The organism is Collinsella sp. AM10-26 (genome assembly GCF_003472525.1).
In the GTDB taxonomy this organism is placed as follows: Bacteria; Actinomycetota; Coriobacteriia; order Coriobacteriales; family Coriobacteriaceae; genus Collinsella.
The window spans coordinates 151,518-167,250 of the sequence record NZ_QRMC01000001.1 but is presented as its reverse complement, the minus strand read 5'-3'; the positions used below and the strand labels follow the sequence as shown (position 1 = coordinate 167,250).

14 protein-coding genes and 1 pseudogene are annotated in these 15,733 nt (G+C 57.2%); 8 read left to right on the top strand and 7 right to left on the bottom strand.

Translation table 11 applies throughout. The features are described from left to right. Window positions 1-222 precede the first annotated feature (222 nt). From DW123_RS00770 to DW123_RS00745, 6 genes are all read right to left on the bottom strand, one after another. Window positions 223-1,365 (bottom strand): hypothetical protein, encoded by a 1,143-nt coding sequence (locus DW123_RS00770; protein WP_117743989.1) that lies wholly within the window; start codon window positions 1,363-1,365, stop codon window positions 223-225. Window positions 1,366-1,729: 364 nt separating this feature from the next. Next, window positions 1,730-2,092 (bottom strand): YccF domain-containing protein, encoded by a 363-nt coding sequence (locus DW123_RS00765; protein WP_117743990.1) that lies wholly within the window; start codon window positions 2,090-2,092, stop codon window positions 1,730-1,732. A gap of 72 nt (window positions 2,093-2,164) precedes the next feature. Beyond that, entirely contained in the window at window positions 2,165-2,365 is a 201-nt protein-coding gene (locus DW123_RS00760; RefSeq protein WP_118272946.1) for a hypothetical protein, read from the bottom strand. Between the two features lie 104 nt (window positions 2,366-2,469). Continuing rightward, window positions 2,470-2,934 (bottom strand): low molecular weight protein-tyrosine-phosphatase, encoded by a 465-nt coding sequence (locus DW123_RS00755; protein ID WP_117743930.1) that lies wholly within the window; start codon window positions 2,932-2,934, stop codon window positions 2,470-2,472. A gap of 165 nt (window positions 2,935-3,099) precedes the next feature. Beyond that, window positions 3,100-4,293, bottom strand: a complete 1,194-nt coding sequence (locus DW123_RS00750) for a site-specific integrase (protein WP_117743929.1) — start codon at window positions 4,291-4,293, stop codon at window positions 3,100-3,102. A 204-nt stretch (window positions 4,294-4,497) separates the two neighbouring features. Continuing rightward, window positions 4,498-5,562: a Rep family protein gene (locus DW123_RS00745; RefSeq protein WP_117743928.1), complete on the bottom strand. Its 1,065-nt coding sequence runs from the start codon at window positions 5,560-5,562 to the stop codon at window positions 4,498-4,500. 66 nt (window positions 5,563-5,628) lie between these two features. Here DW123_RS00745 and DW123_RS00740 point away from each other — a divergent pair, with 66 nt between their 5' ends. Further along, a complete protein-coding gene (locus DW123_RS00740; RefSeq protein ID WP_117743927.1) occupies window positions 5,629-5,823 on the top strand; it encodes a hypothetical protein in 195 nt (64 codons plus the stop codon). A gap of 289 nt (window positions 5,824-6,112) precedes the next feature. On the opposite strand, the gene DW123_RS00735 is transcribed toward DW123_RS00740, so the two are convergent. After that, window positions 6,113-6,841, bottom strand: a complete 729-nt coding sequence (locus tag DW123_RS00735) for a B3/4 domain-containing protein (protein ID WP_117743926.1) — start codon at window positions 6,839-6,841, stop codon at window positions 6,113-6,115. Between the two features lie 174 nt (window positions 6,842-7,015). On the opposite strand from DW123_RS00735, the gene DW123_RS00730 reads away from it, so the two are divergent. The 7 genes and pseudogenes from DW123_RS00730 to DW123_RS00700 all read left to right on the top strand — a co-directional run bounded on the left by DW123_RS00730 (window position 7,016) and on the right by DW123_RS00700 (window position 15,677). Next, complete coding sequence (locus DW123_RS00730) at window positions 7,016-7,762, top strand: carboxymuconolactone decarboxylase family protein (RefSeq protein ID WP_117743925.1); 747 nt, start codon at window positions 7,016-7,018, stop codon at window positions 7,760-7,762. Window positions 7,763-8,119: 357 nt separating this feature from the next. Beyond that, a pseudogene (locus tag DW123_RS00725) lies at window positions 8,120-8,665 on the top strand (polyphosphate polymerase domain-containing protein); the annotation flags it as partial. Window positions 8,666-8,679: 14 nt separating this feature from the next. Next, window positions 8,680-9,363, top strand: a complete 684-nt coding sequence (locus DW123_RS00720; RefSeq protein ID WP_117743924.1) for a DUF4956 domain-containing protein — start codon at window positions 8,680-8,682, stop codon at window positions 9,361-9,363. A 10-nt stretch (window positions 9,364-9,373) separates the two neighbouring features. Then, window positions 9,374-10,924, top strand: a complete 1,551-nt coding sequence (locus tag DW123_RS00715; RefSeq protein ID WP_118272945.1) for a CotH kinase family protein — start codon at window positions 9,374-9,376, stop codon at window positions 10,922-10,924. A 47-nt stretch (window positions 10,925-10,971) separates the two neighbouring features. After that, a complete protein-coding gene (locus DW123_RS00710) occupies window positions 10,972-13,128 on the top strand; it encodes a hypothetical protein (RefSeq protein ID WP_118272944.1) in 2,157 nt (718 codons plus the stop codon). A 6-nt stretch (window positions 13,129-13,134) separates the two neighbouring features. Further along, a complete protein-coding gene (locus DW123_RS00705) occupies window positions 13,135-14,259 on the top strand; it encodes a HEAT repeat domain-containing protein (RefSeq protein ID WP_117743921.1) in 1,125 nt (374 codons plus the stop codon). Continuing rightward, a complete protein-coding gene (locus DW123_RS00700; RefSeq protein ID WP_118272943.1) occupies window positions 14,253-15,677 on the top strand; it encodes a glycosyltransferase in 1,425 nt (474 codons plus the stop codon). Before DW123_RS00705 ends, DW123_RS00700 begins: the two co-directional genes overlap by 7 nt. Window positions 15,678-15,733 lie beyond the last annotated feature (56 nt).

The following is a 15,733-nucleotide window of genomic DNA, read 5'->3' as shown; positions in this document are numbered from 1 at the left end:
AAATTTGACTAACTTGTAACCGGCACAATCAAAATCGAGCGCGTTCGATGCCACTTTAGGCCTCTGTGGCGAGCGCGCTATCAAACTGCGGGCAAGATAATGGACATATCGTCCATTTACATCGCTTGTCGGTGCTGTCATATCGCATGGGCCGCAGTCTAGGAGGCGCACCCGGTTACAAGTTAGTCAAATTTGGTAGCGCTCCACCCGTAGCCGCGGCGTCTAACTGTTTTTGGCGACCAGGAAGATGGAAATTTGCGGCATGGAGTACTCGTCGAACTCCTCCTCCGGGTCCGTGTCAAACAGCGCCCACGCGCGGAGGGTCCCGGTGTCGTCGAGGTCCGTGTCGATGGCGGTGTAGTAGTCGCCGGCGAGGAATGCGTCGCGGAACTCTTCGGGTAGCGTCGGGGTCTGGACAAGCCCCGTATCGAGCAGCTCGATGCCTTCCGCTTGGAGGTCTACATCGGCGAGCGCCGCGTGAAAGCGAGAGAAGGTCTCCTCGGCAAACGCGAGGTTCTCCTCGGGTGTGCGGTTGATATCCACATCGGCGTTGTAGATCACGCTGTCGACGGCCCCGAGCTCGTTTGTCTCGACCGATACGTTCGCGATGATGTCGCCGTCGACGTTGGTGATGTTTCCGCTCACGCGGTATCCGCTGTCTTGGCGGTGCTCGAGCGGGTCGTCGGCCATGATGTAGCTGCATATCGGTTCGAGTGCGTTGTTGAACGCGGCGATGGTGCGGGCGGATGCCTGCTGCGCGGCGGAGGACTGAGCGGCCGAATCGATAAAGCGCGGAACAAACGCGAGGGTCAGGATGGCAAGCGGCAGTCCGAGCATCATGAGCCTCGTGCGGCCCAGCCCGGGGAGCTGCATGCCGTGCGCGTGCGCCACCGCGGCGGCGGCCTTGCTCATGCGTTGCATGGTGTTGAAGAAGCCGTATGCCGCCATCGCGCCGCCGGCGATTTCCAACCTTGAGCTCAGGGCGTCGAGGTCATCATTGTCCAGGGTGTCGATGAGGCGCCCCGCAGCCGCCATGCCGATGCCACCGCCGACGGCCGCGCTCGTCTCGATGTCCGCGTTGCCTCCGATGGCTGCGCGTTCGAGCTCCTGCCAGCGCTCGCCGCTCAATCCGCGTCTGGCGGCGATTCCGCAGGTGATGCACGCTGCGCCCTCGGCCACCATGAGGGCGATCATGACGACCATCTGCAAGTCCCCAAAACCCTTGGAGCCCAGGCCGATGTTGTCGATCATCACCAGCAGTATCGCGATCCCGCCCGTAAGAAAAAGGGACGCCAAGGAATACCAAGCGGCCTTGGGGAGAAGGTAGTAGCGTCGTACCAGCTTTTCATCACTTGCGTTGAGCATGGGACCCTCGTTTCAAATTGCCGCCCCTCGCGCGAGCGGCCGTCGTTGCGCGTCGCGGCGTTTCGAGTATTCCAAGAGTATGGCGCAGAAGGAAATGACGTTTTACGGGGCGGCGGCTTCAATCCGTGAATGGAGCGATAATGCCGCTGCCCGTGGTGGCCGTTTTTGTCTCTTGTGCTGCTGTTTGTATTGGGGTCCGCGCTGAGTGCAGGCCTCGATGCCTTCCAGTGATTGCCGAGTGCTCTTTTGCGGCGAGGGGCTTCGAACGTCACGCGCCCTGGCGCCAAGGATCCTCGTTGCGGCCAGTGACGTAGGTGCTGGGGTTGGCGCGCATCGCGATTGGTTACGCACCCGACGTTGGGCTCTACCCGAGCACACGCGCGCCAAAGGGAAGCAACGAGAGTTTCGCCATCTTGAATGTCTGCAGTCCGAAGGGGATGCCGATGATGGTGATGCAGTTGATCGCGCCCGCGATGAGGTAGCTCGCCGCCATGGGCAGGCCGGCGCAGATAACCCAAAAGATGTTGGCGACAAGCGATGGCGCGCCGCCTCCGTACTCGATGGTCTTGCCGAAGGGTGCCAGCGTGAGCGACGCCATCTTAAACGCCTGGCGCCCCAGCGGGATACCGACGATGCTGATGCAGAACAGGCATCCCACGAGGAACCAATAAAGCGCGGTGAAGATGCCGCCGAAGAGCATCCAGATGATGTTGCCGAAAAGACGCATGCACCCTCCGATTCCGTGCTATCAGTGTTCGAGGTCATTATATGCCCCCGCTCGGACAACGTCTCTTATGGCCTACTTGAACAGGTCTTTGAGCCCGAATGTGGTCTTGCGGTAGACCTTGTTGTAAGCGGCCTTCTTGGGGTCGCGCAGCCAGCCCATACCCTTCTTGTCGTAACCGGGGATGATGGCCTTCTTGATCGCGCGCTTGGCCTTGCCCGTCGTGCGGGCGCTGATGGATTTCTTAATGCTGGGCGTGCGCATTCCGAATTTCATGATGATCTCCCAAGGCTAGCGTTTATCGCTTTCATTACGATACCCCTTCGTGCGGACTATCGCCGAGGTGCAGCTGCTTCGGCAGGTCGAGACGCCATCAACCGTCAGATGGCGGCGTTTTCGTCGATGCTTGCGAGCAGCCCTTTGCATCCCGCGAGGACGTCCCGATACGTGGCGTCGAAGTCCCCGGTGTACCAGGGGTCGGCCACATCGCGGCTGCTGCCTGCGAAGCTCATGAGCTTTCGGCATTTGCCCTGAGGGTCGCCCCCGAGGAGCCGCAAAAGATTGCGCTCGTTGTTCGAGTCCATGTATACGATGAGGTCCCAGCTTTCATACTCTTCGCGCATGATCTGCCGTGCCCGGTGCTCGAGCACGGGCACGTTGACCTCGCGCAGCTTGCGCACGGTTCCGCGGTGGGGCGGGTTGCCGATTTCCTCGCGCGAAGTTGCTGCCGAGTCGATGACGAATTCACCGTCGCGCCCGGCTCGTGTAACCAGGTCGGCAAATACAAACTGCGCCATGGTCGAACGGCAGATGTTGCCGTGACAGACGAACAGGATTCTATGTATCGTCCCAAACCCTTTCATATATGAGCAAAAGTGCAGATAACAGCATATATCCTACTTCGACTTCCGATACTCCGTAAAACGCTTCCTCTCATATACGAACCGGTTTTTTCATCCCGATGCGGTGTAGGAAATGGTGTAAAACCGAGCTCCGTACACCACGCATGTTTAGACGGATAGCCGGTTCATCTCCTCGCGAGCCTCCTCGAAGCCAAGATGCGTGTACGTGTTGAGCGTCACCCCGATTTCGCTGTGGCCCATCACGTACTGGAGCACCTTGGGATTCATCCCGGCGCGAGCCTGATTGCTGCAGAACGTATGACGGCAGACATGAGGTGTCACCTTGGGGATCTCCTCCTTGTAGATCGAGTTGAACTTGGCGACGATGCGCTGGAAGTAGTGCTCCCAATGCAAGGCGACCAAGGGCATACCGTTCTTGTCCAAGTACAGAAAGCCGCTCAGGCCATCGATTTCGGGTTCGTTTTCCGGTGCGGGTCTCTGTGCAATGACCTTGCGAAAGCACTCGGCAACCTCATCGGACATCGGGACGAACCGGATGCCCTTCTCGGTCTTCGGCGCCTGGATCACGTAGCGCATGTCGCTTGTTCTCTGTAGCTGCCGCTCGACCCGAATGCGTCGCGCCCCGAAGTCGATATCGGCAATTGTCAGGCCGCAGAACTCGGATATCCTCAACCCGGTTTTGAACAGGATGAAGATGCCCTCGTAATAACGCGAGTAGTGACGGTCGGCCTTGACGAACTCAAGGAACCTGCGCTCTTGTTTCCGTGTCAGCGCTTCCCGTGTCACCGAATCGTTCACCACGACCGTGGCCAGCTCGAAGTCGAAGGGGTTCTTTCGAATCCAGTCGTTTTCGACGGCCATCCGAAAGGCGGGACGAAGGACGCCCCGAATCGAATGGATGCTGCTGTAGCCGCGACCATCCACGGTTTGAAGACGCGCGAGCCACGCCTTGGCCTCCGCAAACGTCACCTTGTCGATGCGACGAGACCCAAAAGGGTCTTTACGCAGGACGTTGAGCACCGTTTTGTAGCCGGCGCGGGTGCTGCTCCGCACCCCGGCTCGCAGAGACGTATACGCTTCCGCAAGGCTGAGAACCGTAAGATTGTTTCCATTGGGAACGACCTGGTTGAGCATATCGAATTCGATCTGCTTCTCTTGGGCTCGAAGCGATGTGCCCCGCTTCTTGCCCTTGGGAGCGAAGTCCTTATCGGTAAGCGTCCAGCTGTAGACAGCGCGTCGTTTGCCGCTGAAGTCGGTGTATCTGTACATGTACCTGCCGTCAGTGCGCTGGCTCTCTCCGGGCCTCAAGATGTGATTCTTGCTGTCTCTTCTTTCGGCCATGTGAGCCCCCTTTCTCTATGAAGGGAGCCTCGCAAACGATGGGCCCATTCTACCGTAGCGAGGCGGTTGAAATGCCAGCTTCCTAACCCAGCAGCGATTCGTAGAGCTGTTCGCTGCTGCGGTTTGAGGATTGAGCGCCGCGCCCGAAGCTGGAAAACGGGTTCGGGCGCTCGGAACCCTTGACGGGCCAATAGCTACCCAGTTTCACGTCAAAGCGCGATTCGCAAATCTCCTTCTGCTGCATCTCGACCACGAGGCCCAGACGGCGCTCAAGCTGCCCGAAGCCGTCGATCCGTCATAGCTGCGCAGGGGGCGCGCGCCGCCGACCTGCTCGCTGTAAAACTGCAGGGGATCGTAGGGGCTGGTGACGATGATGAGCTCGACTGCAAGCGCCTTATCGAAATAGCGAGCGGGAGCCATGACCTCATGTTCCAGCGCATGCGGATCTGTGATGCGAAGGAGGTCAGCGTACCCGATGGACTTCGGTCGCAGCTCATCGAGGATGACGGTGTGCTGCCCCGCATATCCCTGGAAGATGTCGCGCGTGGAGCCGGACACGAAGTAGCCTGTGCCCCGTTCTTCCGCGTACTTCTTTGCAAGCGACGTCTTCCCTGCGCCGGGTGGACCGAAGATCCAGATGGTGGTGATTTCCCTGCCCTCTTCGAGCATCCGCTTTCGCCATTCCGCCGCCTGCACCTGAAGTCTGCGGGCGTATACATCATCGATCTGCTTCCGCGCGCGGGCGAATTCCGAACCCGAGAGCTGCGAGACAAGCGCCTCCCTGTCGATGGAGCCGTCGAGAAGCGCGTCGAGGAGCACCTTGATGTTCGAATGGCTGGTGGAGCGGATGACGTCGGCCTCGATGCCCTCCATCTCCTTGACGTAGTCGAAGTTCGCGCGAACGGCATCGAGTGGATATTGAAATTTTCCCCGTGCGCCAGCGGTCCGGTGGCAGAGATAGGAGAAGCCGTTCTTTTCCGCGGCCCTCCCCGTCCAGATTTCGACGCTTTGCGGCTTATCGCCCAAGAGCTTCGCGACGTTTGAGGGGGAGCGCGGGTTGCTGAACGACATCATCACATGGACGTGGTCTGCTACAGACGAGCCGTTGTCCTTCATGTCATGGTCGTGGATGATGCCCGCATATCGTTTTGGGCCGAGCCTGCTCTCGATGGCCTCGTAGAGGGAATCGACGTCGCTGAAGGGCAGATGCGAGAGCTGCTGCGTATACATGAGGGTGCGGCTCTTCGGTGCTGAGGCGCGCTTTGGCATTGTTCCGGCACTCCTTTCATAATCGAGGGCTTTGCGGGGTGGTTTTGGCACCCCTTATCGGGTGCCGTGGGCCATAACAAGCCCGGATCTGGTTCGGGTAACGGCAAACCCGGTCAGGGCACCGGCTCGGGCGGCAAGGCTCCCGAAAAGGGCGGCGAGGCGCTCGTTCAGACGGGCGATGTGCAGCTCGAGGTGGCCGTGGCGTGCGCGGCGTTCGGCCTGGCGGCCATGGCCCCGGCGCTCCGCCGCAAGCGTGGCTAACCACTCGCCCATATGAAACGAAGCGACCCGCGATTCACATTCGCGGGCCGCTTTTTTCTTTGCAGATCGCCTCTGGTGGCGTTTTTTGCCAGTTTTGCACGACGCGACTTCGCTGGCCGACAGTTCTGCGCTCATTTTGTTTGTGCCCGCGTTGCCCCGATTGATAAAACCGCAGGAAACATCCAAGCGCGGCTCCTTTTGAAAGCGCAAGAGTTCGGCCATCGAGCTTTCGAGCGGTCTCCCATCGCGCAAAACTGACAAAAATGGCCAGCCGGGCCCGTCGAGCGAATTATTTCTTGATGACGACCTCGCGGTTGTCGCTAGTCACGAGCTCCTTGACGGCGATCGTTGCGCCGAGGTACTGCTCGACCATTGCGGCGAGTTCGTCGGTGGCCGTGCGGCAGTCTTCGATGCGTTCCGGGTCGACGCACTCAACGATCAGGAACGCATTGCGGGTGTTGTCCGTCAGAGCCGTGCGCACGCCGTCGCGCCAGTTCCAGCAACGGCACACCGCGCCGGCGTCGTCCACGTAGCACAGCTCGCCGGGCAGCGTGGGGTCGTCTTCCGCGTGTTCGCCCAGCGGCGTGAACGCGTCGCCGCCCTCGGTGATGGTGAGGCGCAGGTCGCCTCGGAACGTGTCGATGTCCTCGCCTCCGAGCGGCAGGGCGTGTCGGAGCGACACGGTGTTGTAGATGTCGACGGACGGCGAGATGGAGCCCACGGGATTACCCTTGAGCACGCGTTTGAGCAGGTTCTCAATGGAGCAACGGGCGCCGCGTTTGGTCTTGAACTGCCGATAGGCCTCGCGCCACACGCGCACCGCCGCGTTCTCGGAGAGCGCGTTGCTCACGAGGTGCTTTTCGGCCTGCAGGTTGGCGCGGTCGAGCAGATGGGCGATCTCGGCAACGGCCTCGGGGTCGACTTCCTCGGGCGACTTCATGTTCTGTGCAACAACGATACCAAACGACGCACCGGGAAAGAGCTCCCAAAACGAATCCTCGGTAACAAAACGCTTCATAGACAACTCCAAACTCTCAGCTCAATGAATTAAGTGAGTAAAGTATGCAGAAAAGCTTGTCTTGGAGTCGGCTCCATGGTTTAAGGTGAAACATAGTTCAAATAAAGGCACACATGTCCGCCGCACTCGGGCGGCAGGGTCTCGATCGGTGGTGCAAGGCGAGAGGAGCTGATCATGGTGAAACAAACGGCGGGACGCGATCAACTGGGAAGCTTTGCGCCCAAGTTCGCGCAGCTCAACGATGACGTCCTCTTTGGCGAGGTGTGGTCGCGCGAGGACAAGCTCAGCCTCAAACTACGTTCGATCATCACGGTTACCACGCTGGTGGCAAAGGGCCTGGTCGATAACTCGTTTGAGTTCCATCTTGCTTCGGCGAAGGCCAACGGCGTGACGCGCTCCGAGATGGCCGAGATTCTCACCCATGTGGCGTTCTATGCCGGCTGGCCCAACGCATGGGCGGCGTTCCGCATGGCGGTGAAGGTGTACGGCGCCGAGGCGCCCGAGGGCGAGGTCGACTTCGCCCCCATGTTCGGCGTGGGCACGTTCAACAGCGCATATGCCCAGTACTTCACGGGCAACTCCTACCTCAACCCGCTGACCAACCCCGCAACGCAGGGCATTGGTATGTCGAACGTCACCTTTGAGCCGGGTTGCCGCAACAACTGGCACATCCACCATGCCGAGCAGGGCGGCGGCCAGATGCTCATCTGCACCGACGGTCGCGGCTGGTACCAGGAATGGGGCAAGGACCCGCAGGAGCTCACGCCGGGTACCGTGGTCTACATCCCCGCGGGCGTGAAGCACTGGCACGGCGCCGCTGCTAACAGCTGGTTTGCACACATCGCGTTCGAAGTTCCGGGCGAGGGTTGCTCGAACGAGTGGCTCGAGCCGGTGACCGATGAGGTGTACCCGCAGGAGTAGACCGAGCGGAGAAACATTGCGGGCGGGGTCAAACGTGAACGGGGACCGTATATCCGATACGGTCCCCGTTCTGCGCTTTACATATAGTCACGAACGAGTATAATTAATGTGCTTTTTGTGATGACAAGCAAGTCTGTTTCGCCCGTATGTTCCTTCATGGTCTGAGCGACAGATATTGAGCGTTCTAACCGAAAAGGGTGCCAGTCGATGCGCAATGTGGACAGAAAAGAGAGGAAGTTCCTTCTCGATGCCGCGTCCGCTTTGCAGCTAGAAAGCCAGCTGGGGGCCGTCCTCAAACACGATGAGCATAACCGTCCGGGCGGATACATGGTTCGCTCCCTGTAGTTTGATACCCCGCACGAGAATGATTACGTTGAAAAACTGTTCGGCCTTGCGGTGCGCCGCAAGGTGCGTTTGCGCACGTATTCGCCGGACGCGTCTTTTGCGTTGCTCGAGCTTAAGCAAAAGCAGGGCGACGTGCAGCGCAAACGCTCGCTTTTTGTCACCCGTGACGAAGCCCGCAGCTTGATAAACGGTTCCTATGACTTTTTGGCCACGCGTCCCGAGCCATTTGCGGCGGAGATGCACGCGCTGATGTCCATCAATGGGTACCGCCCCAAGGCGATTGTCGAATACGACCGCACGGCGTTTACCGCGCAGGAAAACTCAACGCGCATCACTTTGGACCGCAATATCCGCGCTACCGAGACGTATTTTGACATCTTTGACGAAAACCTTTGCCTGACCTCGGTTTTCGACCCGTTCAATGTGGTTCTTGAGGTGAAGTACAACGGCTTCCTCCTCAGCTATATCCGCTCCATCGTCAATAGAGCGGACAAAAGCGAACTGTCGGTAAGTAAGTACTGTCTTGCGCGCAGCGCAACCATGGCGTATCAGTTCTAAGAAAGGCAACTGGCATGAAAGAGCAGATCTACCAGCTATTTGAAACGTCGAGCATGTCGCTCACACCCGAGGACGTCGCCCTTCGCATCGGCGTTTCCATCGTGCTGGGCCTCATCATCTCGCTGTCCTACTGGCTTTCGCATTCGGGCACGATTTACTCGCAGAAGTTCAATATCAACCTCGTGACGCTCACGGTGCTCATGGCAACGGTCATGACGGTCATCGGCAACAACATCGCGCTGTCCCTCGGTATGGTCGGTGCATTGTCCATCGTCCGTTTCCGTACGGCCATCAAGGACGCCCGTGACACCACGTACATCTTCTGGACGATTATCTGCGGTATCTGCTGCGGCGTTGGTCAGTTCATGGTTGCAGGCATTGGCAGTGTGGCCGTGTTCGCGGTCCTTCTGGTCCTTGGCCGCGTGCGCAACGACGTCCGCACCCTGCTTGTCATCCGCGGCGCCCGTTCGCAGGAGCGCGCCATCGAGGGCATCGTTTTCGATTACTTCAAGGGCAAGGCCATGCAGCGCGTGAAGAACACCACCGAGGAATCCGTCGAGCTCATGTATGAGATGACGCGCGGCATGCTGAACAAGGGCGAGCGCGCCGCCGAGAAGCCGGTTACCGAGGCCCTGTACGCTTTGGGTGGAATCGAGTATGTCAACATTGTTGCCCAGTCGGACGAGATCGGCAGCTAGGTAACCTGCCATGAAGTACCGTGCCATCGCAGTTGTCACCGCGGTTTTTACCCTGCTGTTCTGTGCGGGTGTGACTTTGGTCTCCTCCGACCAGGTCCAGAAATACGAACGCTACCAGCAACATGAATCCATGCAGCAGCTTGCCGATTTGCCCGAGGCGGATCGGGAGGCTGCTTCGTCGCTGAACATCGATCCCAATACGTTTGCGTCGCACCTGCCCGTCATCAGCATCGATACGCGCGGACAGGAGATCCCGGGGCGGTACCTAACTGATGAAAACGACGGAATGTCGCACGATGAAAACGGCGTACTGCTTACTTCTTTGGCGGCTGATGGTCGTGAGACGATTCCCGTATCTTTTGAGTTGTTCGCATCCGACGAGGACGACCCCGCCGCCGTTCGTCTTTCCGATGACCCCCAAGTGGATGCTCAAGCGGAAATGCGTATACGCGGCCATAGTTCTCGCTATTTTAGTAAACCGAGCTATCAGTTAAAATTTACTCAAGAGGACCGCGTTACATCCGAGGATCACGACCTGCTGGGGATGGGCGATGGCTCGAGCTGGGCATTGCACGGTCCATTCTTAGATAAAACGCTTCTGCGCAACTATGTTGCCATGAGCGTGTTTGGTGAAATCATGCCCTATACGCCGGAAGTGCGTCTTATTGAGCTATTCGTAAATGACACATACCAAGGCGTGTACGTGCTCATGGAGACTGTTCGCCGTGGTGATGATCGCGTTGACATTAAGAAAAGCGACCCCAATTCGATTACGACGAGTTTCATTGTGAAGCGCGATTGGCTTTCGCGCGATAGCGGAACGTTCCGGGATTTCTTAAATGAGATTCGTGAGACTTCGCAACCGTTGGATATCGTCTATCCGTCCGAGGATAATCTGACAGAGGCACAGCGCAATTGGATTGAAAGGGAGTTCTTCCAATTTGAGAAATCGCTGTATTCATACGATTACGATACAAGCGACTACGGTTATTGGAATTACATTGACATTGATTCATTCGTGGACTATTTCCTTATCAACGAGTTGACGCTTAACGCGGATTCTGGCGAGCTTTCGACTTATTTTTATCGCGATTTAGGCGGAAAGCTCGCAGTGGGTCCACTGTGGGACTACAACAACGCATTCAACAATTACATGGCTGATGATTATTCCAATTACAACGGTTTCATAATGATGAGATCACCCCTGTTTTTCATGTTGCTGAAAGACGAGCGGTTTGTGGAGCGAACTATCGATCGCTATAAAGAATTGCGCAAAGGTGCTCTGTCGGACGAAACTCTCATTTCCACCATTGATTCTGCGGCGGCTTATTTGGAGCCCGCTCGGAATCGAAATTACTTGGTGTGGGGATATTCGTTTGACCCGGAACTGGTGACGGCAAATGAAAAACTGTCACCCGATGAGCGTAATCCGAAAAACTACGATGAGGCCCTTGCCCAGCTGAAAGAGACTTTGTTGGAAAGAACGGCGTGGCTCGATGTCAATATCGAGCACCTGCGTCAGTATTGCCACGAGTCTGCAGTGAAGAGATACAACCATTAGCACGTGCGCAATGGGCGTGCAGGACGAGTAAACGAGTGAGGTAGGGTATGAAGCGCTATATCATCGCAAGCGCATGCGTGCTGGCTGTGTGCATGGGCGTTCTATACGCCTATCTATTCCATGGCTTTTACCCGTTCGATGTATTCGCCTCTGCCGAGGTTGAATATGTGCCCGCCAAACAGGAGGGCGATAAGATTTATCTGAACAAAGATGGCAAGTTCGAGGAATTCGAGATTAAAGGCGTCGACTTGGGATCGGGCGTTCCGGGACATTTTGCCTCCGACTATGCCATCGACAAGGAAACCTATCTGCGTTGGTTTAAGCAAATCCAGGCGATGGGCGCCAACACCATCCGCGTATACACATTGCTTGGCACGTCGTTCTACGAGGCGTTTTACGAGTACAACCAAGGTAGGGAGAACCCACTGTATTTGATTCACAGTGTGTGGATTGACGATTACAGCCAGAATTCCCATATGGATGCGTTTGATCAAGATTACATTGGCGCTTTCCGTAACGAGGCGCTGACAGTCGTCGATGTTGTTCATGGTAGGCGCTTTGTCAATCTCGGTCGCGGCACGGGAACGGGATTCTACACCAAAGATATTTCGCAATGGGTGATTGGCTACATCCTTGGTGTTGAATGGGAAGATACGACCGTGGTATACACGGATGAGATGGATGCGGATAAAGCCGGGTATGAGGGGGAGTACCTCTGCACGTCGCCCGATGCCTCACCCTTTGAATCCATGCTCGCGGAGATTGGCGATGACGTGCTACGGCACGAAACCCTTCGATACGGTGAACAGCGTTTGATATCGTTTGCCAACTGGCCCGCGACTGATCCGTTCTGGTATCCCGATGACGTTATTGACCTCTTCAGCAAGATTGCACGAGTCGATGTGGAACATATCGTCTCCACCGACAAGGTCCAGTCGGGACAGTTTGCCTCATACCACATCTATCCGTACTATCCCGACTACTTGAAGTACGTTCCCGAGCTTGCGCAGACGCAGGATTCAAGCGGTCAGGTCAATACCTATTACGCCTACCTCAAGACCCTTGCCGAGCATCATTCAATGCCGGTGATTGTTGCGGAGTTTGGTACTCCTGCTTCACGCGGCAAGGCCCAAGAGGATAGCAATACGGGTCGCAATCAGGGAAATATGGACGAGACCGGGCAGGGCCTTGCAATCGTGCGTTGCTGGCAGGACATCAAAGATGCCGGCTGTTCCGGTGGAATAATCTTTTCCTGGCAGGACGAGTGGTTCAAGCATACGTGGAGCACCATGGCGAACGTCGATTTGCTCAAGGCTCCTTATTGGTCTGACGCGCAAACGAGCGAGCAGTTTTTTGGGCTGTTGAGCTTTGATCCGGGTACGGAGAGAAGTGTTTCTTACGTCGACGGTGATGATGAAGAATGGAAAGCCGGCGACGTGGTATCGAACAAGGACGGCCTCGAGCTCTCGATGAAGTACGACGAAAAATACGTATACCTCAAAATCGCCGGCGAGAACGTCGATGAGCAGACGCCGCTCTACGTGCCTATCGATACGACTCCTAAGAGCGGCTCAACTACTTGTGAGGATCCGAGCCTTTCGTTCAGTGACGCGGCGGACTTCCTGCTCACTATCAATGGACGCGAGAATAGCCGTGTGCTGGTGCAAGAGCGCTATGAAGTGTATCGTCCCATGGCTTCCGGTCTGGCCACCGGTAAAGACGCATTTTCGAATCCGCCCGCGAAGGATTCTTCGAGATTCCTTCCCATTAAGTTGCAACTGCGATACAAGTTTTCCGAGGACACATTGATCACGGATGCGCCTGACTACGAAACTGGCAAGCTAGCGTACGGCGACGCGAATCCCGACCACGAGGACTATTACTCGCTTGCGGACTTCTGCTTTGGCGACGGGTTTGTGGAAGTGCGCCTGCCATGGCAGCTGCTGAACTTCAGCAACCCCTCCGAGATGCAGATTCACGACGACTATTATGAGCATTACGGCGTTGAGAACATGAAGATCGACTCCATGCGCATCGGCGCGGGCCTTGGCAACAGCACCATCGACATGAGTGAGGTGCCGCTTGAGGGCTGGGGAACCAAGGTGACCTATCATGAGCGCCTGAAGAAAAGCTACTACCTCGTCCAGGAAATGTGGGCCAACGGGCGCAGCACGCAGGCCATTTTGGACGAGGCCGGAAAGTAGGGCCGCATGAACGTCGAATGGATCATATTCTTTTATATGGCGGTGTCCATTGCCATGGCCCTGTTCGATTTGGGCTTCGCTGCATTTCAACATGCGCGCGAGACCGTTTTTGTTCGCCGCAACGAACGCATGGCGCAAATGCTATATGAGGAAATAAGGCGCAATGCCGGTTTCCCTACACCCGAGCACAAGAGCGAGCTTGAGCGCCAGCTAAAGACCCTTTCCGGCTTGGAGGCGTTCGACCAGAGCATGGACCATCTGGAGCACCTGGGCAAGGCGGAACGCGATAGGTATCTGCTCGGTATCTCCGAGGTCTTTGACAACCTTGCTCCCCTGTATATGAATCGCAAAGAGCTCAACCAGGCGTATTTTTGCTATATCGTCAAGAATTGGTATCGTCCGGAGGAGCCGTCCCCGGTGATCGATCGCATGCTCATGCTCTTCTTACAGGGCGATACGGTGTATCTGCGCCAAAATGCCTTCGAGGCCATCGCCGGGCAGGGCAACGTGGATACCATGGCCCAGGCCATTGTGGCGATCGACGCCTCTGAGAGGTTTCATCATCCCCGCTTGTTCACTGAGACGCTCATGTCCTTCCCCGGGGATAAGCGTGCGCTGGCGGAGCGCCTGTCGGGCCTGATTGACGGGTTGACGCCCTCTATGCAGGTGGCGGCCACAAACTTTTTGCGCATGCAGCACATGGGCGACCCCCAGTGGTTCCTGGACAAGATGGTCGACGAGAGCGCGAGCCAGGAGGTTCGCATTGCATGCGTGCGCTACTTTATGAGCAACCCCTACGAGCCCGCTCGTGAACCGCTCATGCGCCTTGCCGCCTCCACGCGCGGGGGCGAGTGGGAGTTCGCATCGGTTGCCAACACGGCGCTCGCCTCGTATCCGGGGGAGGATACGATTGCGCTGCTCAAGAACTCGTTGAGCAGCCCCGTTTGGTATGTCCGCTTCAATGCGGCAAAGAGCCTGTACGATTTGGGTGCACAGCCGGAGCGGGACCTCAAGGATATTCTCGATGGGTCCGACCGCTTTGCACGGGAGATGCTTGCGTACCGATGGAGCTTGGAGGGCGTCCCGCTTTCCAACACTGAGGCTGGAGAGGAGATGATCGCATCATGCTAACGGCATCGGCAGCTACGGTTTCGTTGATTCAGGGCTTCCTCTATGGTGTGGGCGTCTTCTTCGTGCTGTACCTCATCGGTTATTCGACGTTCCTGTTCCTCTCGGTAACGGTGGGATTGTCGTTCCTGTATCGGCGCAAGCGCGAGACCCACTACAAGAACCAGATCATGACGGACTGCTACGTGCCCGTCTCGGTCATCGTTCCCGCATACAACGAGAGCGTCACCGTTGTCAGCTCGATTTCCTCACTGCTCAAGCTGGAGTATTCCTTGTACGAGGTCATCGTGGTGGACGATGGATCAACCGACGATACGGCCCAGCAGATCATCGACACCTTCCACCTGCATGAGGTCGATCAACCCGTCCGTATGCAGATCAAGTGCAAGCCCGCAAAGAGCATTTGGACCGGCAGGCACGGGTCGGTTCCCATCACGCTGGTGCGTAAGGACAACGGCGGAAAAGCCGACGCTCTGAACATGGGTATCAACGTGTCGAAGTACCCGTACTTCGTGGGTATCGACGCCGACTCCGTCCTCCAGTACGACTCTCTGCAGGAGATCGTGGCGCCGTTGATTGAGAACGACAATGTTGTGGCCGTGGGCGGCTTGGTGCGTTTGGCCAACGGCGTCGAGCTCAAAGACGGCCGCATGACGAGCTACTCGCTTCCCAAGAAGACCATCGCCGCCATGCAGGTGCTCGAGTACGACCGCTCGTTCCTTTCGGCGCGCATTCTGCTCGACCAGTTCAACGGCAACCTGATTATCTCCGGCGCGTTCGGCATGTTCCGCAAGGACATGGTCGTGGCCGTTGGCGGCTACGACCCCGACACCGTGGGCGAGGACATGGAGCTGGTGACGAAGCTCCATGTGTTCTGTAAGACGAACGGCATCGATTACCTCATCAAGTACGCGCCCAACGCCGTTTGCTGGAGCCAGGCTCCGGAGACCTTGCGCGACTTGATCAAGCAGCGCAAGCGCTGGCACCGCGGCCTGTTCGAATGCATGACCAAGCACTGGATCATCTTCGGCAAGCTGCGCTACGGTCTGGTGGGGTCGCTCTCGTATACGTACTTCCTTATTTACGAGCTGTTCTCGCCCGCCATTGAGTTGTTCGGCATCTTTACCATGGTGTTGGCCGCGATGTTCAACTTCGTGAACATCCCCTATATGTTGATGTTTTTGGGCATTTACGCCGTGTACGGGTCGATTATGTCCCTCACCGCGTTCTTCTCGCGCGTACAGACGCGCGACTTGAGCCTTTCCCGCCGAGATGTGGTGCGCGCGTTGGTGCTCTCCCTGTTTGAGATCGTCGTGCTGCGTTTTATCATGGCCGTGACGCGAATGGTCGCCCTGATTGGCGTTCGAAAGAACAAGAATCGGTGGGACAAGCTGGAGCGAACGGAGTTGCATTCTCAATAATGAACATGTGACGCGCCCGTTTGACAGCTCTCTTATAGAGATGTTTGGCAAGATGG